Source organism: Hymenobacter piscis, assembly GCF_018760735.1.
GTDB classification, from domain to species: domain Bacteria; phylum Bacteroidota; class Bacteroidia; order Cytophagales; family Hymenobacteraceae; genus Hymenobacter; species Hymenobacter piscis.
Window position 1 is genome coordinate 385358 of record NZ_JAHHZN010000003.1, and the last position, 18754, is coordinate 404111.

Sequence of the window (18754 nt, forward strand, 5' to 3'; positions counted from 1 at the left end):
TTAATCATTCTAAATAGCACTCCCCTTCCATGGCCGCACTACTACCTTTCCTGCCCTTGCTTACCCTTCCCTTCCCCCACGTGCTGCCAGCGCCGGCTGCCAGCCCGGCCCACGCCATGCCCGTTAGTAAGGAAACCGAACAGCGGGGCCGCTTGGCGGGTCAGATTCTGGACTCCCGGGGCGAGCCGCTGGAGGGCGTATCGGTGGCATTGAAAGGCACCTCCCTTGGCACGCTCACCGGCACGGATGGGCGGTTCCGGCTCTCGGCCCCGGCGGGCTCCTATCAGCTGGTAGTCAGCCGCCTGGGCTACGTTACCCAGGAGCTGGCGGTGGTGGTAGCCGGCGGCCAAACCACGGTGCTGCCGACCGTTACGGCCACGGCCGGGCAGCAGCAGCTTCAGGAAGTGACGGTGACGGGCGCGCGCAGCCTCAACGAGCGGCCCGTGGCCATCGGCAAGCTGCCCATTGCCCCCCTGGATTTGCCCCAGAGCACTTTTACCGTGGAGCGCCAGACCCTGGAGCAGCAGCAGGCCCTGCGCCTGAGCGACGTGCTGGCCAACGTGAGCGGGGTGTACGTGATGGGCAACACGGGCGGCTACCAGGAAGAAATTGCCGGCCGCGGCTTCTCGTTCGGCAGCAGCAACACGTTCAAGAACGGGGTGCGCTACAACAACAGCATCCTGCCCGAAACCAGCTCCCTGGAGCGGCTGGAAGTGCTCAAGGGCAGCACCGCCATCCTCTACGGCAACGTGGCGGCCGGCGGCGTGCTGAACCTGGTCACCAAAAAGCCCCGCTTCGAGTCGGGCGGCTCCCTGGGCCTGCGCGCGGGTAGCTACGACTTCTACAAACCCACTCTCGACCTGTACGGGGCCGTAAATGGCAGCACGCACGTAGCCTTCCGGGTAAACGCCACCTACGAAAACAGCCGCAGCTTCCGCCGCGAAGTGCAGGGCGAGCGGTTTTACGTGAATCCGTCCCTGCTTTTTAAAATCGGAGGCAAAACCGACCTGCTGCTGGAAGGCGACTACCTAAACGACCGCCGCACGCCCGATTTCGGTATCGGGGCCATCAACTACCGTATTCCGGACGTGCCGCGCAGCCGTTTCCTGAATACCACCTGGGCCAACATCGGCACGGAACAGAAATCGGCCACGGCTACGCTCACCCACCACCTCAACGATACCTGGCAGGTGCGCGGGGTGGCAGCTTACCAGGGCTTTGGCAACGCGCTGCGCTCGGCTTCCCGCCCCAGCAACGTGCGCGACTCCGTAGACGTGTTCAGCGGGGTGGATAAGAGCGGCAAACCCATCAAAATCCTGACCGGCAGCCCGGCCCTCTACGGCAACCTGGTGCGCAGCCTGCAGGCCAGCGAAACCCAGGAAGACTATTTCCTGGGTCAGCTGGACCTGACCGGCAAAGTGCAGACCGGCCGGCTCAAGCACACCGTGCTGGTCGGAATGGATGCCGACAAGTACAACACCCGCGCCATTGCCTACAACGCCATCGGCCGCTACGATTCCATCAACGTGTTCAACCCCGGGCAATACGCCGAAAACAGCGCCGTGCCCGGCTTCAGCCGCAATACGCGCACCCACTCCTCCGTGCGGCGCGTGGGTGCCTACGTGCAGGATCTGCTCGAAATTACCCCGAAACTGAAGCTGCTGGCCGGCGTGCGCTACAGCTACCAGGAAACCGGCAGCACCCAGTACGCCTACAAAACGGCGCAGACCACCGACCGGCCCAAGCGCTACGACGACGCCTTCTCGCCCCGGGTAGGCCTGGTGTATCAGCCCCTGCAAACGCTGTCGGTTTTTGCTTCCTACGCCAACTCCTTCACCACCAACTCGGGCCAGGATAATACCGGCGCGGCCCTGCCGCCCTCCCTGATTGACCAGTACGAGGTGGGCGTGAAGAATGAGCTGTTCAACGGCTTGCTGTCGGCCAACCTGACGGCCTACCAGATTGTGAACAGCAACCTGGCCCAGACGATTCTGGCCACGGCGCCCAACTACAACGTCAACCTGCCCACGGCCCAGGAGCTGGCCGGCGAGGTCACCAGCCGGGGCCTGGAACTGGACGTGCAGAGCAAGCCCGTGCAGGGTTGGTCGGTGCTGGGGGGCTATAGCTACAACCGCACGGCCTACACGAAAAGCACTATCTACACCGTGGGCAGCCTGCTGCGCTACAACCCCAACCACACGGCCAACGCCAGCGTGTTCTACACCTTTGACCAGGGCGTACTCAGCGGCCTGCAACTGGGGCTGACCACGCTCTACATGGGCGAGCGGCAGGCCGGGCGCAGCACCCGCAGCACCGTGCAGGGCGACAATTTCCGGCTGATTCCGCTCCCGGCCTACGCCCAACTCGACGCCTCCGTGGGCTACACCTACGACCGGCTGAGCCTGCGCCTGAAGCTCTCCAACGTGCTCAACCAGCTCAGCTACAACGTGCACGACGACAACAGCGTGAATCCTATTGCCCCCCGCCAGTTCGCCACCACCCTGGCTTACCGGCTGTGAGTGAGTGAGTGAGTGAGTGAGTGAGTGAGTGAGGCCATTCCGGGGGTACTGGCTGCAACCAGCCCCCGGAATTTCGCCCGATTTTCCGACCCGCATTTTTTCCGGTTATGACAAATTTTTTCCGCAACGTGCACCTCTACCTCAGCCTGGCTTCGGGACTGATTATTGCCGTGGTCTGCCTGACCGGGGCCGGGCTGGTGTTTGAAAAGGAACTGGAGCAGGCCTGGCACCCCGCGCGCTACTTCGTGCCCCCCGCCACCACGCCGGCCCTGCCCCTGGCCCGCCTCCGGCAGGCGGTGCTGGCCCGTAAGCCCGGCGCCAGAATCACGGGCGTGAAAGTGTACGCCGACCCCACGCGCACCGTGGAATTCAGCCTGGCCGCTACGCCCGGCGAAGCGCCCGGCGCCGCCCGCCCCGCAGGCCCGCGCCGCCCACGCGGGGGTGGTCAGGAGGCCGCAGCCAGCGGGGGCCAGGGCAAACCCGCCGGTCAGGGTGGCGGCGGCAAGGGCAACCACGAGGGCGGCCGGGGGCCCACGGTGTTTGTGAACCCCTACACGGCGGCCGTAACCGGCGAGCTGAACTACCGCGAAACCGTGTTTTTCACCCTGATGGCCGTGCATCGCGGCATGGTGGGCGGGCCGGTAGGCAAGCTGGTAGTGGGCGTGAGCACGCTGCTGTTTCTGGTCATCCTCGGTACCGGGCTGGTGCTGTGGTGGCCGGCCACCCGCAAGGCCCTGCGGCAGCGGCTTCAGGTGAAGTGGGGCAGCGGCTGGAAGCGCCTCAACCACGACCTGCACATTGTGCTGGGCTTCTACTCGGCCCTGTTTCTGTTCGTGTTTGCCTTTACGGGGCTGGCCTGGTCGTTTGAGTGGTTTAATAAGGGAATTTACGCCGTTACCAACTCGCCCCAGGAGCGCCCCGAGCCGCCCGTATCGGGTGCTGCCGCAACAGAACCCGGCGCGGCCCTCACGCCCGACGCGGCCCTGACCCGAGCCCGGCAGCTGGCCCCGGCGGCCGTGTACTATGCCCTGCAGCTGCCCAAGGACGCGGCCGGCAGCATCCGGGTCGCCACGCTCCGGCCCGACGCGGCTTACGACAATGCCACCGACGAACTCTACCTTGACCAGTACAGCGGCCAGGTGCTGCGCCAGCAAACCTACGAGCAGCGCAACCTGGGTCAGCGGGTGCGGGGCCTGTTCAAGCCCGTGCACACGGGTGCCCTGTTCGGGTGGCCTTCCAAAATTCTGAGCCTGGTGGTCTGCCTACTGGGCGTCACCTTCCCCATCACCGGCACCGTGCTGTGGCTGAACCGCCTGAAAAAGGCCCGCAAAAAGTCGGCCCGGCAACTGGTGGCCTAGGCCGGCACCGGCCCATCAGTGCCCCAGACCGGCACGCGGCCTGAGACCTGATAAAAGGCGCTCCACTTCGCCCGCTGAGACTTGGCGGGACTGGTGGCTTCCCGAAGCCGGACCCAATCGACAGAAAACCAACGCGCCGGACCGGTTTGGGCCGGCGCGTTTACTTTTACGGCCACTATGCCTGCATCCGCCGCTCAACCCGCCGCCCCCCTCCCGCCGCCCACCCCGCAAAACCGCCTGCTGGCCCTGCTGGGCCGCGCCGGCCTGCTCGATTGGTTTCTGCCGGCCCTGGCGGGCGTGGTGGCCCTGGCCTATCTGGTGCCCGAAGTAGGCAGTAAAACCAGTCCGCTGCCCTGGAAAGTATTCACCACGGGCGGGGTAATGCTGGTATTCTTCTTCTACGGTCTGCGCCTGAGCCTGGCAAAACTGCGCGACGGTACCCGCAACTGGCGCCTGCATTTGGTGGTGCAGCTCACCACGTTTGTACTGTTTCCGCTGCTGGCCCTGGCGGCGCGGCCCTTGTTCGGGAGCGAGCAGGGCCGGCTGCTGTGGCAGAGTATATTCTTTCTGTGCACTCTGCCGAGCACGGTTTCCACCTCGGTAGTCATGGTGAGCATGGCTCGGGGCAACGTGCCGGCGGCCATTTTCAACGCCAGCATCAGCAGCCTGGCCGGCATTGTGCTCACCCCGCTCTGGGTGCGGGCCGTGCTGCACACTGGCTCCGATTCCGACCTGAGCGGGCTGGCCCTGAGTCTGGCCTGGCAGGTGGTGCTGCCGGTGGCGGCCGGCATGCTGCTCAACGGCCGGTTCGGAACGTGGGCGGAGGCCAACAAGAGCCGCCTGCGTATTCTGGATCAGGTCATTATCCTGAGCATCGTGTACACCTCCTTCTGCGAGTCGTTTGCCGAGGGTATTTTTCGCAGTTTCGCCCCCACTACCGTGGCCGGGCTGGCCGTGGGCATGGTAGGGCTGTACTTCCTCGTGTTCGGACTGGTAGCGGGCCTGAGCCGGCTGCTGGGTTTCTCGGCGGCCGACCGCACGGTGGCTATTTTCTGCGGCTCCAAGAAGTCGTTGGTCCACGGCAGCGTGATGGCTAGTCTGCTGTTTCCGGCCGCGGCCGCTACCGGGGCGCTGCTGCTGCCCCTCATGCTCTACCACGCCCTCCAGATTGTGCTGGCCAGCGTGATGGCGCAGCGGTTCGGGCGGCAGGCCGCGGCGGACTCCGCGCCGGCCCCCGGATAGACTTTTTCGGGGATGCCGCGCCTCCCGGCCGGCCGGGCCGGCCGCCGGATTTGGCCCGGGCTACTGCTGATTTCTCGGCCTTCTCCCCTATCTTTAAGTTTGTTTTCTGTCCTGACCCCTACTTCCCGGCATGAAAAAACTTCTTCTCACTTTTGCCCTATTTCTAGCGGTGGCGGCCGGGGCGCTGGCCCAGTCCGCCACCCAGAAAGTGTACGCGGCCGTGGTCAAGAATAAGCCCGCCGAGGTGGATGCCCTGCTCGCGGCCGGGGCCGATGCCAACGCCGCCGTGGAAATGATGCCCGGTTTCCCGACAACCTTTCTGGTGCTGGCCGCCGGCAACGGCCACCTCGACGTGGTGAAGGCCCTGCTCAAAAACAAGGCACAAATCGACAAAACCGACTCCTTCGGCATGACGCCGCTCATGGCCGCCGCCGCCAATGGCAGCCCCGATGTGGTGGAGTTTCTGCTGGCCAGCGGCGCCAACCCCAAAGCCCGGGACAAGGACGGCAAAGACGTCATGGCCGCCGCCAAAGAAGGCGAAAACGCCGACGTCATCAAGCTGATTAAGGCCAAGCTTTGATTAATGTGGATGGAATGTGAAAATGTGGATGGAATGTGCAAATGTGGGTGGAATGTGAAAAATGTAGTGGAGATAATTTCCTGCATATTTTTCACATTCCACCCACATTTGCACATTCCGCCCACATTATAAAAAATCTATTCATAGCCGCGGTAACGGAGCAGGCGCACGATGAGGCCGGTCCAGCCGGTTTGGTGGCTGGCGCCGAGGCCCCGGCCGGTGTCGCCGTGGAAGTACTCGTGGAAGAGCAGGTTGTCCTGGAAGTGGGGGTCGGTCTGGAGGAGCTCGTCGTGGGCGAAAGCCGGGCGGCGGCCGTTTTCGTCCTTGAGAAACAGGCGGGTAAGGCGGCCCGACAGGGCTTCGGCAATCTGGTTGAGCGTGTGCATCTGGCCCGAGCCGGTGGGGTACTCGCACTGGAAGGCGTCGCCGTAGTAGGCGTGGAAGCGCTGCAACGACTCGATGATGAGGTAGTTGATGGGAAACCAGATGGGGCCGCGCCAGTTGCTGTTGCCCCCGAACATGCTGCTCTCGGCCTCGCCGGGCACGTACTGCACCGTGAAATCGGTTTCCGGCGTGCTGTACACGTAGGGGTGCTCCAGGTGGTAGCGCGACATGGCCCGGATGCCGTAGTCGGAGAGGAACTCGGTTTCGTCGAGCATGCGCCGGAGCAGGGCGCGCAGGCGGGAGCGGCGCAGCAAACTCAGCAGGTGGCGGGTTTCCTTGCCCTGCTCGCGCCAGCGCGACACGAGTTGGGCCAGGTGAGGCCGGTTTTCGAGCAGCCAGCGGGCCCGCTCCGTGAAGTCGGGCAGGGAGTTAAGCAACTGCTCATCAATAACTTCCACCGCAAACAGCGGAATCAGGCCTACGATGGAGCGTACCTTGAGCTTGGTGCGGGCATCGTCGGGGGTGTGGAGCACGTCGTAGTAGAACTGGTCTTCCTCGTCCCAGAGGTTGAACTGCCCGTCGCCGCCCCGGGTCATGGCGTCGGCGATGTAGAGGAAGTGCTCGAAGAACTTGCCCGCCATTTCCTGGTACACCGAGTTGTGGGCGGCCAGCTCCATGGCCATGCGCATCATGTTGAGGGCAAACATGGCCATCCAGCTCGTGCCGTCCGACTGCTCGATGTGGCCGCCGGTGGGCAGCGGGGCAGAGCGGTCGAACACGCCGATGTTATCGAGGCCCAGGAAGCCCCCCTCAAACACGTTCCGCTCGCTCTTGTCCTTGCGGTTGACCCACCAGGTGAAGTTGAGCGACAGTTTATGGAACACGGCTTCGAGAAAGGCCGTGTCGCCGTAGCCGTTGAGCTTTTTGTCCATCTGGTACACCCGCCAGGTGGCCCAGGCGTGCACCGGCGGGTTCACGTCGTTGAGGTTCCACTCGTAGGCCGGCAGCTGCCCGCTGGGGTGCATGTACCAATCGCGGCAGAGCAGGCGGAGCTGGTTTTTGGCGAATTCGGCATCCACCATGGCCAGCGGAATGCAGTGGAAGGCCAAATCCCAGGCCGCGTACCAGGGGTACTCCCACTTGTCGGGCATCGAGATGATGTCCTGGTTGTGCAGGTGGCGCCAGTTGCTGTTGCGGCCCTTGCGGCGGCGGGCCGGCAGGCGGGGCTGGGCCGGGTCGCCGTCGAGCCACTGGGTCACGTCGTAGTAGTAGAACTGCTTGCTCCAGAGCATGCCGGCGAAGGCCTGACGCTGCACGTTGCGGGCGTCGGCGCTGGCGGGCAGGTCTTCCTGCATGCACTCGTAGAACGCATCGGCCTCCTGGCGGCGAAGGGTCAGCAGCTCGTCGGCATCGGCAAACGGCTGCTCCAGCGCCTCCCGGCTCAGGCGCAGCTGCACCGTGGCCGACTCGCCCGGCCCGATATCGAGGCGGTGGGAAGCGGCCATTTTGGTGCCCCGGCGGGCCGGGTTCACGGCCGTCACGTCGCCCTCCACCACGTAGTCGTTGATGCCGTCCTTGAAGTAGCGGCCCGCGCCCTTGCTCGGGGCCGGGTCGCCGGTGCGGTGGTAGTTGGTGTCGTTGTCGCAGAACAGCAGCTCGGCGGGCTGGTCGGCGTAGATGTGGTACTGGCCCAGCAGCTCGTGCTCGGCCAGGGCCGCGGCGGGGCCGGTGGCGCGCAGCACGGGGCAGGCCGGGGCATTTTCGTGGCCCCAGGCCCAGGTGTTGCGGAACCAGAGCTGGGGCAGCACGTGCAGCGGGGCCGCCTCGGGGCCGCGGTTGTGGGCCGTAATGCGCAGCAGCACGTCGTCGGCCCCGGCCTTGGCGTACTCAATGAACACATCGAAGTAGCGGCCCTCGTTGAAAATCCCGGTATCGAGCAGCTCAAACTCATCTTCCTGGCGGGACCGGGCGGCGTTTTCGCGGGTCAGCTGCTCGTACGGAAACTCCTGCTGGGGATACTTGTACAGCATCCGCATGTAGCTATGCGTGGGCGTGCTGTCGAGGTAGTAGTAGAGCTCCTTCACGTCCTCGCCGTGGTTGCCCTGGCCGTTGGTGAGCCCGAACAGGCGCTCCTTGAGCAGCTCGTCCTGGCCGTTCCAGAGGCCCACGGCCAGGCACAGGTGCTGGGCGTTGTCGCAGATGCCGCCCAACCCTTCCTCGCCCCAGCGGTAGGCGTAGCTGCGGGCCAGGTCGTGGGGCAGGTAGTTCCAGGCGTTGCCGTCGGGGCTGTAATCCTCGCGCACCGTACCCCACTGGCGCTCGGTGAGGTAGGGACCGAATTTCTTCCAGTCGGCGGTCAGGGCGTTGGCTTCGGCCAGGCGGAGTTGTTCTTGCGTCATAAAAAGGAGGGGCGTCGGGGGTGTGCGCCCGGCGCCGGGACCCGGCCATGCGGTCTGGTAGAATCGACAAAGGTAGGCTTCCGTTGTCAGTTATCAGTTGCCAGTTATCAGCCGTTGGTTGCTAGTTGCCAATTGTTGGTAAATAGAACACCACTCCGACCGGAACCCAGGCACTTGCTAAGGCATACTGGCGCCAGCTTGGCCAGCAAGACTTCCGCCAGTGTACCAACTGGCAACTGATAACTGACAACCCACAACTCACTCCGCCAGCGCCGTAGCCGGCCCGGCGTACTCAGGATGTTCGGGCACGGAGCCGTCGGGGCGGGCCCAGGCGTCCTGGGGTTCGAGGGGCAGCTGCAGCAGGCGGGGAACGGTCTGGCCGGCCGGGTCGGCGTAGGCGGGTACGCCGATGATGAGCTCCTGCTGGGGCACATTCAGGCGCAGGGTGCGGTGGAGCCGGTCCCAGAGCGTGAGCACGACGCCAAAGTTGCTCTGCGTTTCGCGCTCGACCATGGAGTGGTGAATGCCGTGGGCCCGGGGCGTGACCATGAACGGAGCCAGGCGGCGCTCCACCGCGTAAGGCAACTCCAGGTTGGTGTGGTGGAAGGCGGTGCAGGCTTCAAACACCACCTCGAAGCCCAGGGCCGTGCTGCCACGCACCCCCAGCAGGGCCGCCAGGCCGGCCCGGTACGGAATGCTGGCCAGCATCTCGCCGAAGTGAAACCGCCAGGCCGTAGTCAGGTCCATGTCCAGGTCGCAGTGGTGCACGCGGTGGAAGCGCCAGAGCAGCGGGGAGTGCAGCAGCCGGTGCCAGCTGTAGCCCAGGTAATCGAGCAGCAGCACCTCGGCCAGCGTGCGGACCGGCTCGGGCAGGCGCGAAAAAGGCGGGCGGTACGGGGCCATGAGCTGGCCCAGGCCCACCATGGCGGGCAGCAGCGTCAGGCGCATGGCCGGCAGCGAGGGCGCGGCCACCAGCACGTTGCGCACCCACCGCTCAGGGCGGGGCCGGGTGCGCCGCCGCAGCGGCCGGCGGGTTTCGAGCAGCAGCAGGCCCAGGCCCACGGCGGCCAGCACGGGCGTACCCCAGGTATCAAAACGCTTGAGCAAGGGATGAGAAATGGGAAGCCAGCTCATACAGTAGTTGTCGGTTGGTGGTGGGTAGTTGCCAGTAGCTGCTAGATGAACGTCAGTTTTCAGAAAAAGGACGAAACCGGGCATCTACCAGTGCTTTTATGCACGACAGGCTTGGCGCGGGGCCGAAGAATCCTGTCAGGCCGACCAGAGGCCGTGCGTAAGACTGGTACTCCGGGAACAGCTCCGGGACTCTGCTCAGCATCGGGTCCGGTTCCCGGCAGTCGGCAGCTGACCAGCCCGACGCGGCTGGTAGCGGTTGCGCAGTAGGCGGATTCCCGCAGCGGCTCTATTCGTAGAAATTCCGCAGTCGGCGCATGGTAGTCAGCACGACCCAGTCGCCGAGGCGGGGAAAGAAGCCGTGGACGATGGCAATGAGCCAGCCCAGCGCGGAAATGACGGTGCGACGGCGGCGTTTCCGGATGTGGCGCAGGATGATGGCGGCTACTTCGGCCTGGGTTTTCTGCCAGCGGGGCTTGCGGTAGGCAATGGGCACGGGCTGGCCGGCGGCATCGAGCACGCGTTTGTCCTCGTCGTTTTCGGTGAACCCGATGTGCACTACCCCGAAATGGACGCCGGTGCCATCGAGCTCCAGGCGCAGGGTGTGGGCCAGGTTGGTGAGGGCGGCCTTGCCGGCGCAGTAGGCCGAGCCGCTGGGCATCCCGTTCAGGGCCGAAATCGAGGATATAAACGTCACACTGCCCCGGCTGTGGAGCAGATGCGGCAAAGCCGCCTGGAGCGGAAACACGGCCCCGTACACGTTGCTGTCGAGCACCTGCCGGAACACTGCCGGGCTCATGTCGCGGAAGTAGGCCCGCTGGGAGATGCTGGCGTTGGCAATCAGGATATCGAGGCGGCCGAACTCGCGGATGGCCGTATGAATGAGCAGTTCACAGGCAGGGTAGTCGGTCACGTCGGCCAGGCAGGCAGCCACGGTGGCCCCGGCGGCTTCGAGCTGGCGGCGGGTGGCTTCGAGGCGGTCGGGGCGGCGGCCGTTGAGCACCACGGCGGCCCCGGCCGCGGCCAAAGCCCGGGCCGTTTCGCGCCCAATCCCCGACTCAGACCCCGTGACCACCGCCACCCGCCCCGCCAGCGGCCCCGCCGTGGGCAGTGGCCGGGGCGGCGGAGTGGCCGGAGCCGGGGCAGGTGGCGGAGCAAACGGGGCGGCCGGAGCCAGACGCTTTTCAGACATACCGGTGCAACTTAAACCATTCGAACGCTTCGGCCACGGCCTGGGCCACGGACGTCTGGGGCAGGCCCAGCTCCTGGCGGGCTTTTTCCACCCGGAAGTAATGCCCGTCGTTGGCCACGGCCGCCATGGCCGCATTGAGGCGGCCCGGCCGGCCCGTCAGGCGGGCCTGCCAGCCGCTGAGGGCTCCGTAGAGACGGGCGGCGGCGGCCGGCACGGGCCAGCGCGGGGCCGGCACGCCCAGCACTCCGGCCATCAGCCCGAAGGCGGCGCGGTAGCTCAGGTTTTCGTGGCCCAGAATGTAGGACTCCCCCACCCGCCCCCGCGTGAGGGCGTTCACGGTGGCCACGGCCACGTCCTGCACGTGCACGTAGTTCTTGCCCCCGGGCGGGTAGCCGGGCACCCGGCCGCGGTAAATTTCCAGCAGCAACGCCCCGGAAGTCGGCTTCACGTCCCCGGGGCCCAGCATAAAGGTAGGATGCACCAGCACGGCCGGCAGCTGCTCCCGGGCCACGGCAGCCAGCACCAGGTCGGTGGCGGCGCGCTTGCTGTCCATGTAGTCGAGGCCGTAGCGGGCGCCGGCGTAGGGACGGGTTTCGTCGCCGGGGTTTTCCTGGGTTCCGAAGCCGAAGACGTTGGCCGTACCCACGTACACGAACCGCCCCACCCCCGCGCGCCGGGCTTCGGCGAGCATGGCCCGGGTGCCGCCCACGTTCACGGCCCACAGGGCCGGGTCGCGGGCCGGGTTCACACTGGCCAGCGCGGCGGCGTGAATAATGGCCCCGCACCCCGCGGCGGCCCCGGCCAGGGTAGCGGGCTGCGCTAGGTCGCCGGGCTGGTAGGCCACGTTCCAGGCCGGCGGGAAGGGCGGCGGAGTGCCGGGCCGCAGCAGGGCCCGCACCGGCTGCCCGCGCCCCACCAGCTCGGCCACCAGGTGCCGCCCCAGAAACCCGTTGGCCCCGGTCACGAGCACCGGGTTGGCCGTTGACAGTTGCGGGTGGTCAGGAACGACTGACAAGCTGGAAGGTGACCGTGATGCTGGGCCCATTGAAAAACGGTGTTTTACTGACAACTACCACCTGATAATCAGCAACGCGCCTTCCCTCACCGGTGGTTGATCAGGGCCCGGTAGGTGCGGCTGATGCGGGCGGGCTCCACCTTCAGGAAGTAGAGGGCGAAGGCCGTGAGGTTGGCCAGCTGCACCCGCAGCCAGCCGTTGGTTTCGTACTTGCGGGCCGACACGAGCACGCTCTGGGGCACAATCAGGAAGGAAGCCCGGCGGCGAATGCGCTGGATAATCTCGAAGTCCTCCATCACCACGAACCGCTCATTAAAGCCGCCCAGGGCCCGGAACAGGTCGCGCGTGATAAACAAGGTCTGGTCGCCGCCCCGGCTCATGAGGCCCTTAAAGCGGGTGCCGTAGCTGTTAAGGCGCAGCAGCGGGTGGCCCGAGTCGAAGCGGAAGCGGTAGCAGCCGGCGGGGTAGCCCGCGGCCACGGCCCGGCGGATGGTAGCCACGAAGTCGGGGTGCATGCCCACGTCGGCGTGCACGAAGTAAAGGATGTCGTGGGTGGCGTGGGCGGCGCCGTGGTTCATCTGGGCGGCGCGGCCGGCGCGGGGAGCGGCCAGCACGGTGGCTCCGGCGGCCTCGGCCAGGGCGGCCGTGCCGTCGGGGCTGTGGGCATCCACCACCAGAATTTCCACCGCCTCCGGGCCCGCGTACCGGCGCAGCTCCTGCACCAGGCGGGCAATATGGGCGGCTTCGTTGTAAGTAGGAATAATAACGCTGAGCGGCATAGCGAATCGGGACGAGCGTTCAAGTTGGGTATTTTTCGGCAAGCTGGCGCCCGGCCGGCTTGCCGGCCCCGCCCGCCGGAGTTGCTTACGATGTTTCGGGGGCGGGAAGTTTGCTCCCTGCCGGCCATCTGGTCCGGCCGAGTGGCCCGTTTATTGTACCGGCCCTCACCCACCCGGCTATTTTTGTCGTAGGCCACTGGTAGATTCCGCTGCGGCGGGTCACTGGCCGGGTCCGGCCTGCTTTTCCTGTCACGCCATGCTGCTTCGCTCCCTTCTGCTCACCACCTGCGTCACCACTGCGCTGGCCCTGGCCGCCTCCGATGGCGCGGCCCGGCCGGCTTCCGGCGCCCCTGTTCTCACGCCCGCCGCCCGCCCGGCCGCCGCCTTCGACCACAGCGCCTTTGATCGGCTGCTCAAGAAGTACGTCAACGGGCAGGGCCGCGTGAACTACCCGGGTTTCCGGAGCGAGGAAAAGACGTTCAATGCTTACCTGGCCCAGCTCAGCCGGAATCCGCCCGCCGCCACGGCCCCCAGGGCCGAGCAGATGGCCTTCTGGATCAACGCCTACAACGCCTACACCATTCGCCTGATTCTGGATAACTACCCGCTCAAGAGCATCAAGGACATCGGGGAGCCCTGGAAAAAGGAGTTTTTCAGCATCGGGGGTCAGAAAATGAGCCTGGATAACATCGAGCACGGCATCCTGCGCAAGCAGTTCAACGACCCGCGCATTCACTTTGCCTTGGTGTGCGCCTCCATTTCCTGCCCGCCCCTGCGCCCCGAGGCCTATAGCGCCGCCCGCCTCAGCGCCCAGCTCGACGACCAGGCCCGCGCCTTCCTCAACAACCCCGGCAAGAACAGGATAACGGCCGCCAGCGCCCAGCTTTCGAGCTATTTCGACTGGTACAAGGACGACTGGAACGCCGACGGCCAGTCGGTGGTGAAGTGGGTGAACCGCTACTCAAAAACCAGGATTACCGACAATACCAACATCGGGTACCTCGACTACAACTGGAACCTGAACGCGCAATAACTGCGCTGATGTCGGGAGCGAAACGCAGGACCTGCTACCAGCAAAAGAATAAGGTAGCAGGTTCTGCGCTGGCGCTGGCAGGGTATCTTTGGAGTCCCCTCCCGATTCCGTTTACGTGAAATACCTCTGCTTCCTGCTCCTGCTCATCGCCGCACCCGCCCGGGCGCAGACTGCAACCCGGCGCTACGCCATTGAGGTGGCGGGCGTGCGGGTGGGCACCATGACGGCCACCCGCACGCCCGCCACGGCCGCCCGGCCCGAAACCGTGAGCACCCTGGTGAGCGACGTGCAGGTGGACTTTCTGTTTTACCACCTCCGGATTTACTACAAGGTCACGAACTACGTGCGCGAGGGGCAGCTGCGCCTGTCTACGGTGGAAGCCCACACCAACCAGGGCAACTTTTCCTCCCGTACCGAGTGGCAGGGCGACCATTACGCCATCGTGGCCGACCAGTACAAGCACCACTACCGCGCCACCGAAACCCAGCCCATCCGCTACACCGTCACGGACATGTTTTTCGGGGAGCCCGCTGGGCAGAACCGCGCGTTTGCGGAGTATTTCGGCGACTTTTTTGGCCTGAGCCCGGGCCGGGCGGGCACCTACCGGGCCGGGCGCGCCGGGCGCGAGGACGAATACCGCTACCAGAACGGCCGGCTGCAGATGCTCATCAAAAAGAATCCGCTCAAGAATTTTATCATCCGGCCGGAGCCCTGAGCCTCGGCGCTAACCGGAGGCGGGGCAGCCGCGGGGCCGGTTTGGCCGTATGCGCGGAGTGTGCTTCCGAGCCGTGTGCTACCGCGTACCTGCTACTAATCCATTCTTTCCTGCTGCCCATGCCTGCCTTGCCGCGCCCCGAACTCCTGCTTTTCGACGTTAATGAAACCCTGCTCGACCTGGACAAGCTACGGCGGGCGCTCAACCAGGAATTCGGTTCCGAATCCGCCTTCCGGCAGTGGTTTGCGCTGCTGCTGCAGTACGCACTGGTGGATACTACCACGGCCCACTACCACGATTTCGGCCAGATTGGCGACGCGGCCCTCGACATGCTGGCCCAGACCCTGGGACAGGAGGCACGGCCGGCGGCCCGCAAAAAAGAGCTGCTTGAGCTTATGCGGGAGCTGCCGCCCCACCCCGATGTAGTGCCCGGCCTCACGGCCCTGCGGGAAGCCGGGTTCCGTCTGGCCACGCTCACCAACTCCCCGCCCGCCACCCTAGGGCAGCAGCTGCAGTACGCCGGCCTTACCAATTTCTTCGAGCATTTGGGTAGCATTGATGCCGTGCAGCGCTATAAGCCCCACCCCGCTACCTACCTGACCACCTGCCGGGAGCTGGGCGTGGCCCCGGCCGAGGCTATGCTGGTGGCAGCCCACGGCTGGGATACGGCCGGCGCTCAGCTGGCCGGCTTACAGGCCGCTTTCATCGCCCGCCCCGGGCAGCCGGTCTACCCTTTGGCGCCGGCCCCCACGCTCACCGCGGACACGCTGGAAGACCTGGCCAAGCAGCTGGGGTAGATTAGAAAAGCAATGTCATTCAGAGCGCAGCGAAGAATGACGGGCTTATGGGGGTTCCCGCTCTCCGTTACAAACCCTCATTACTGGAGCTTATACGCCACGTCCAGGCCCAGCTGCAGGAGCGGGGTGATTTGCTGGTGGTCGACGATGAGCTTTTGGTTGATGCGGGCCGCCACGGGATAGGGGTACACTTTGTCGAAGATGGCGCTGATGCCCAGGCCGCTGCTGTTGGCCAGAATCAGCTCCTGCACCAGCTCCCCGGCGTGGGGCGCTACCATGGCCCCGCCCAGAATCCGGCGCTGCTGGCCGGGAATGGGCAGCAGGGGCTGCTCGATGAAGAGCAGCAGGCGGCCGTCGCGGTGCCCGTCCACCACGGCCCGGTCGTCGTCCCGGAAATCGGTTTCCCACCGCTCGTAGCGCAGGCCGCGCTTTTGCAGCTCGGGCTCGTCGAGGCCGAAATGGGCCACTTCGGGGTCGGTGAAGGTAACCCAGGAAAAGTGGTCGTAGCTGAGCTTCTTTTTGAGGGGTGAGAAGAAATTAAACAGCAGCAGGCGCACGTGCAGCTCGGCTCCGTGGCTGAACTTGAGCGAATTGGCCGCGTCGCCGGCCACGAAGACGGCGGGATTGGTGGTGCCCAGGTGCTCATCGAGCCGGATGTGGCCCTGCGCGTCGACTTCCACCCCGGCCCGGTCCAGGTCCAGCCCTTCGAAGCTCACCTCCCGCCCGATGGCCACGTAGCCGCAGTCAAAATCGAGCCCGAATTCCGCGTCTTCCGCGGGCTTGATGCGGGCGTGGGTGGGGCTGCTGAAGCGAACTACTTCGGCGTTGAAGTGCAGGGTGAGGCCCTCGGTCCGCAGCCGTTCTTCCAGCACCTGGCTGATGGTGGCATCCTCGTGCTCGAGCAACCGCGGGCCGTGGTGGACGAGGGTAACCTGGGAACCCAGGCGCTGCAGGGCCTGGGCCAGCTCCACGCCGTTGGGCCCGCCGCCCACCACCAGCAGGCGGGCGGGCAGCTCGCGCAGGTCCCAGACGTGCTGGTTGTCGTAGAGGCGCACCAGCTCCGCCCCGGGCACTTGCAGGGGCCGGGGCCGCGAGCCGGTGGCCACCACCAGCTTGCGCCCCCGCCAGGTGCGCCCGTTGATTTCCACTTCCTGCGGACCCACGAACCTGGGGTGGCCGATTTCCACCGTAATGCCCTGGTCGCGCAGGTAGTCGGGGTTTTCGTGGCGGCGGATGATGGCCTGGCAGCTCCGTACGTAGTCCATGACCTTGGCCATGTCGGCCGGGCCGCTCACCTGGAGGCCGAAGCGGGCAGCCTGCCGGGCCTGGTGAACCTGCCGGGCGGCGTGGAGAAGGGCCTTGCTGGGCACGCAGCCGTGGTTGAGGCAGTCGCCACCCACATCCTCGGCGGTGCGGTCGATGAGCAGCACCCGCAGATCGGCCCGGGCCATGAACAAAGCCAGCCCCAACCCGGCCGAACCGGCCCCAAGCACAATCAGATCAACCTCAGCAATATTCTCCGGCATAGCTCAAAACTGAAAAAAGCGGCAAAACGCCCGCTACCTATACGTACCCCAGGTCGTTGCCGATGCCAGGGACGTATTTTCTTCATCGGCCCCTGAGCGCGCGCTGCTAGCCCACCACGAAGCTGCGCATGCTCATGCCGCCGTAGCTGACTTCCTCGTAGACGGGGCGCAGAAAACCGGGCAGCCGGTACCCCGCAGGTAGGGCCGCTGTTGAGAAAGTGCGGAACGAGGCCTCAGCGAAGAGCAACCTTCGGCAAAACGTCATTGATACAGAACGCAACGAATCAGAACGTCAATCCGAGCGCAGCCGAGGAATCTCGCGTGCTGACGTTGCCACAGTACCTGTCATGCTGAGCGCAGTCGAGAGCATCTCTACCGCTTCGTTGTGTCTCACCTTACCCCCAGAGGGGCTTAGATTATTACCACCACGTCAGCACGCGAGATTCCTCGGCTGCGCTCGGATTGACGTTCTACTTTGAAGCGCCGTCCTGCCAAAGGTTGTTCTGCCGAATGCCCTTCCGGCAAATGGCCGTATTTTGCCCGCTCTCTCCCGCCCGCTCTCTCCCGCCCCCTCTCTCCCACCCCTCTCATGTCCCGCATTCTTCCCACCATTGTGGGGGCGCAGTTCTGCTGCACCTCGCTGTGGTTTGCCGGCAACGCCGTGGCTCCCGAAATGGCCGCGCGCCTGCACCAGGGGCCGGCCTTCGTGGCCACGCTCACCAGCGCCGTACAGCTGGGCTTCATTGCCGGCACCCTCACGTTTGCCCTGCTGGCCCTCGCCGACCGGTTTTCGCCCTCCCGGGTGTTCTTTCTGAGCGCGGTGCTGGCGGCGCTCTGCAACCTGGGGCTGGTGCTGCCGGGCCTGCCGGTGGGCGGGCTGCTGGCCTGCCGGGTGCTGACGGGCTTTTTCCTGGCCGGCATCTACCCGGTGGGCATGAAGATAGCCGCCGACTACTACGAGGCCGGGCTGGGCCGCTCCCTGGGCTGGCTGGTGGGGGCGCTGGTGCTGGGCACCGCGTTTCCGCACCTGCTCCGGAGCCTGGGCGGCACCCTGCCCGGGCAGGCGGTGGCCTGGGCTACTTCGGCCCTGGCTTTGCTGGGCGGGGCAGCCATGCTGCGGCTGGTGCCCGATGGCCCCTACCGTCGCACGGGGCAGCGGCCGGCCTTCACGGCGTTTCTGGCGGGATTCCGGGAGCCGGCGTTTCGGGCGGCGGCCCTGGGCTACTTCGGGCACATGTGGGAGCTGTACACGTTCTGGGCCTTCGTGCCGGTGGTGCTGGCGGCCTTTAACGCTCGGCACCCCGAAGCGGCGCTGCCGGGGCCGCTGCTCTCGTTTGCCATCATTGGCGGGGGCAGCCTGGCCTGCGTGGGCGCGGGCCTGCTGGCCCCGCGGCTGGGCCCGGCCCGGGTGGGCGGCGGGGCCCTGCTGCTCTCGGGGGCCTGCTGCCTGGCCTCGCCGCTGGTGCTGGGCGGCGGCTCGGGGGCGGCGCTGGGGGCGTTTCTGGGGTTCTGGGGACTGGTGGTGGTGGCCGATTCGCCGATGTTTTCCACCCTGGTGGCCCGGCACGCCCCCGCCCCCACCCGCGGGGCGGCCCTGACCATCGTCACCTGCCTGGGGTTTGCCCTCACCATTGCCAGCGTGCAGCTCACCAGCTGGCTGGCCCCGCGCCTGCCGCCCAACTTGCTGCTGCTGCCCCTGGCCATCGGCCCGGCGCTGGGGCTGTGGGCGTTGCGGGGTAGAACAGCAGGAAAAACACTTTAAATCAACAAGATCATCTTCATATCTTGCAGTAGTAAAGTAGTCAACTTATCAAAATAACCTCAATGACAAATTTCGACAGCAAAAACGACGATAGGTTTGCCAATATATTTATTGATGAATTTGGAAACTCACATACAGACCTCACCAAAAAAGGAACTTTTTCTCATTTCATATATACATCTATAGTTATATATATAGGACTTACGCACTTACGGGTAGCAGTGCGGGAATGAGGGGCTGCGCCAGTAGCTGGCGCAAGTAGGGCGCCCACTGCTGCTGGTGAGCCTGATAGATGGTTTGTGCCGTTTGGCGGGCAAATTGG

Annotated in this window: 15 protein-coding genes and 1 pseudogene; 8 read left to right on the forward strand and 8 right to left on the reverse strand. The window is 65.5% G+C overall.

All coding sequences use genetic code 11. The annotated features are described in order from the left end of the window. Positions 1–56 precede the first annotated feature (56 nt). From KLP40_RS05530 to KLP40_RS05545, 4 genes are all read left to right on the forward strand, one after another. The gene (locus KLP40_RS05530; RefSeq protein ID WP_246558644.1) at positions 57–2519 is read left to right on the forward strand and encodes a TonB-dependent receptor; all 2463 of its coding nucleotides are present in this window, start codon (positions 57–59) and stop codon (positions 2517–2519) included. 107 nt (positions 2520–2626) lie between these two features. Continuing rightward, positions 2627–3877 carry a PepSY-associated TM helix domain-containing protein gene (locus KLP40_RS05535; RefSeq protein ID WP_215592732.1) on the forward strand — a complete coding sequence of 417 codons (1251 nt, stop codon included), beginning with the start codon at positions 2627–2629 and terminating at the stop codon, positions 3875–3877. Between the two features lie 177 nt (positions 3878–4054). After that, positions 4055–5119, forward strand: coding sequence for a bile acid:sodium symporter family protein (locus KLP40_RS05540; RefSeq protein ID WP_215592733.1), 1065 nt, complete (start codon positions 4055–4057; stop codon positions 5117–5119). Positions 5120–5249: 130 nt separating this feature from the next. Continuing rightward, a complete protein-coding gene (locus KLP40_RS05545; RefSeq protein WP_215592734.1) occupies positions 5250–5699 on the forward strand; it encodes an ankyrin repeat domain-containing protein in 450 nt (149 codons plus the stop codon). Positions 5700–5836: 137 nt separating this feature from the next. Here the strand turns inward: KLP40_RS05545 and KLP40_RS05550 are convergent, their stop codons facing one another. The 5 genes from KLP40_RS05550 to KLP40_RS05570 form a co-directional block, all read right to left on the reverse strand. Next, positions 5837–8482: an MGH1-like glycoside hydrolase domain-containing protein gene (locus KLP40_RS05550; RefSeq protein ID WP_215592735.1), complete on the reverse strand. Its 2646-nt coding sequence runs from the start codon at positions 8480–8482 to the stop codon at positions 5837–5839. Between the two features lie 258 nt (positions 8483–8740). Then, a complete protein-coding gene (locus KLP40_RS05555; RefSeq protein ID WP_215592736.1) occupies positions 8741–9589 on the reverse strand; it encodes a sterol desaturase family protein in 849 nt (282 codons plus the stop codon). Positions 9590–9902: 313 nt separating this feature from the next. Next, the gene (locus KLP40_RS05560; RefSeq protein ID WP_215592738.1) at positions 9903–10805 is read right to left on the reverse strand and encodes an SDR family oxidoreductase; all 903 of its coding nucleotides are present in this window, start codon (positions 10803–10805) and stop codon (positions 9903–9905) included. Beyond that, entirely contained in the window at positions 10798–11820 is a 1023-nt protein-coding gene (locus KLP40_RS05565) for an NAD-dependent epimerase/dehydratase family protein (protein ID WP_246558645.1), read from the reverse strand. Before KLP40_RS05565 ends, KLP40_RS05560 begins: the two co-directional genes overlap by 8 nt. Before the next feature lie 86 nt (positions 11821–11906). Continuing rightward, complete coding sequence (locus tag KLP40_RS05570; RefSeq protein WP_215592740.1) at positions 11907–12599, reverse strand: TIGR04283 family arsenosugar biosynthesis glycosyltransferase; 693 nt, start codon at positions 12597–12599, stop codon at positions 11907–11909. Between the two features lie 256 nt (positions 12600–12855). On the opposite strand from KLP40_RS05570, the gene KLP40_RS05575 reads away from it, so the two are divergent. The 3 genes from KLP40_RS05575 (at position 12856) to KLP40_RS05585 (ending at position 15144) form a co-directional block, all read left to right on the forward strand. Beyond that, the gene (locus tag KLP40_RS05575) at positions 12856–13632 is read left to right on the forward strand and encodes a DUF547 domain-containing protein (protein WP_215592741.1); all 777 of its coding nucleotides are present in this window, start codon (positions 12856–12858) and stop codon (positions 13630–13632) included. Between the two features lie 115 nt (positions 13633–13747). Then, a complete protein-coding gene (locus KLP40_RS05580) occupies positions 13748–14347 on the forward strand; it encodes a DUF6134 family protein (protein WP_317196749.1) in 600 nt (199 codons plus the stop codon). Positions 14348–14466: 119 nt separating this feature from the next. Continuing rightward, positions 14467–15144, forward strand: a complete 678-nt coding sequence (locus KLP40_RS05585; protein ID WP_215592742.1) for a haloacid dehalogenase type II — start codon at positions 14467–14469, stop codon at positions 15142–15144. Between the two features lie 80 nt (positions 15145–15224). Here the strand turns inward: KLP40_RS05585 and KLP40_RS05590 are convergent, their stop codons facing one another. After that, positions 15225–16670: a dihydrolipoyl dehydrogenase family protein gene (locus tag KLP40_RS05590; RefSeq protein WP_215592743.1), complete on the reverse strand. Its 1446-nt coding sequence runs from the start codon at positions 16668–16670 to the stop codon at positions 15225–15227. A gap of 106 nt (positions 16671–16776) precedes the next feature. Next, the gene (locus KLP40_RS05595; protein ID WP_215592745.1) at positions 16777–16917 is read right to left on the reverse strand and encodes a hypothetical protein; all 141 of its coding nucleotides are present in this window, start codon (positions 16915–16917) and stop codon (positions 16777–16779) included. A gap of 342 nt (positions 16918–17259) precedes the next feature. On the opposite strand from KLP40_RS05595, the gene KLP40_RS05600 reads away from it, so the two are divergent. Beyond that, positions 17260–18432, forward strand: a complete 1173-nt coding sequence (locus KLP40_RS05600) for an MFS transporter (RefSeq protein WP_215592746.1) — start codon at positions 17260–17262, stop codon at positions 18430–18432. A 201-nt stretch (positions 18433–18633) separates the two neighbouring features. Here KLP40_RS05600 and KLP40_RS21705 read toward each other — a convergent pair. Then, positions 18634–18754: pseudogene (locus KLP40_RS21705) on the reverse strand (IS701 family transposase); the annotation flags it as partial.

Excerpts from the sequence above, each read along its gene's own strand:
- KLP40_RS05535 (WP_215592732.1), top strand. The coding sequence starts at position 2,627 with ATGACAAATTTTTTCCGCAACGTGCACCTCTACCTCAGCCTGGCTTCG.
- KLP40_RS05540 (WP_215592733.1), top strand. The coding sequence starts at position 4,055 with ATGCCTGCATCCGCCGCTCAACCCGCCGCCCCCCTCCCGCCGCCCACC.
- KLP40_RS05545 (WP_215592734.1), top strand. The coding sequence starts at position 5,250 with ATGAAAAAACTTCTTCTCACTTTTGCCCTATTTCTAGCGGTGGCGGCC.
- KLP40_RS05550 (WP_215592735.1), bottom strand. The coding sequence starts at position 8,482 with ATGACGCAAGAACAACTCCGCCTGGCCGAAGCCAACGCCCTGACCGCC.
- KLP40_RS05560 (WP_215592738.1), bottom strand. The coding sequence starts at position 10,805 with ATGTCTGAAAAGCGTCTGGCTCCGGCCGCCCCGTTTGCTCCGCCACCT.
- KLP40_RS05570 (WP_215592740.1), bottom strand. The coding sequence starts at position 12,599 with ATGCCGCTCAGCGTTATTATTCCTACTTACAACGAAGCCGCCCATATT.
- KLP40_RS05575 (WP_215592741.1), top strand. The coding sequence starts at position 12,856 with ATGCTGCTTCGCTCCCTTCTGCTCACCACCTGCGTCACCACTGCGCTG.
- KLP40_RS05585 (WP_215592742.1), top strand. The coding sequence starts at position 14,467 with ATGCCTGCCTTGCCGCGCCCCGAACTCCTGCTTTTCGACGTTAATGAA.
- KLP40_RS05590 (WP_215592743.1), bottom strand. The coding sequence starts at position 16,670 with ATGCCGGAGAATATTGCTGAGGTTGATCTGATTGTGCTTGGGGCCGGT.
- KLP40_RS05600 (WP_215592746.1), top strand. The coding sequence starts at position 17,260 with ATGTCCCGCATTCTTCCCACCATTGTGGGGGCGCAGTTCTGCTGCACC.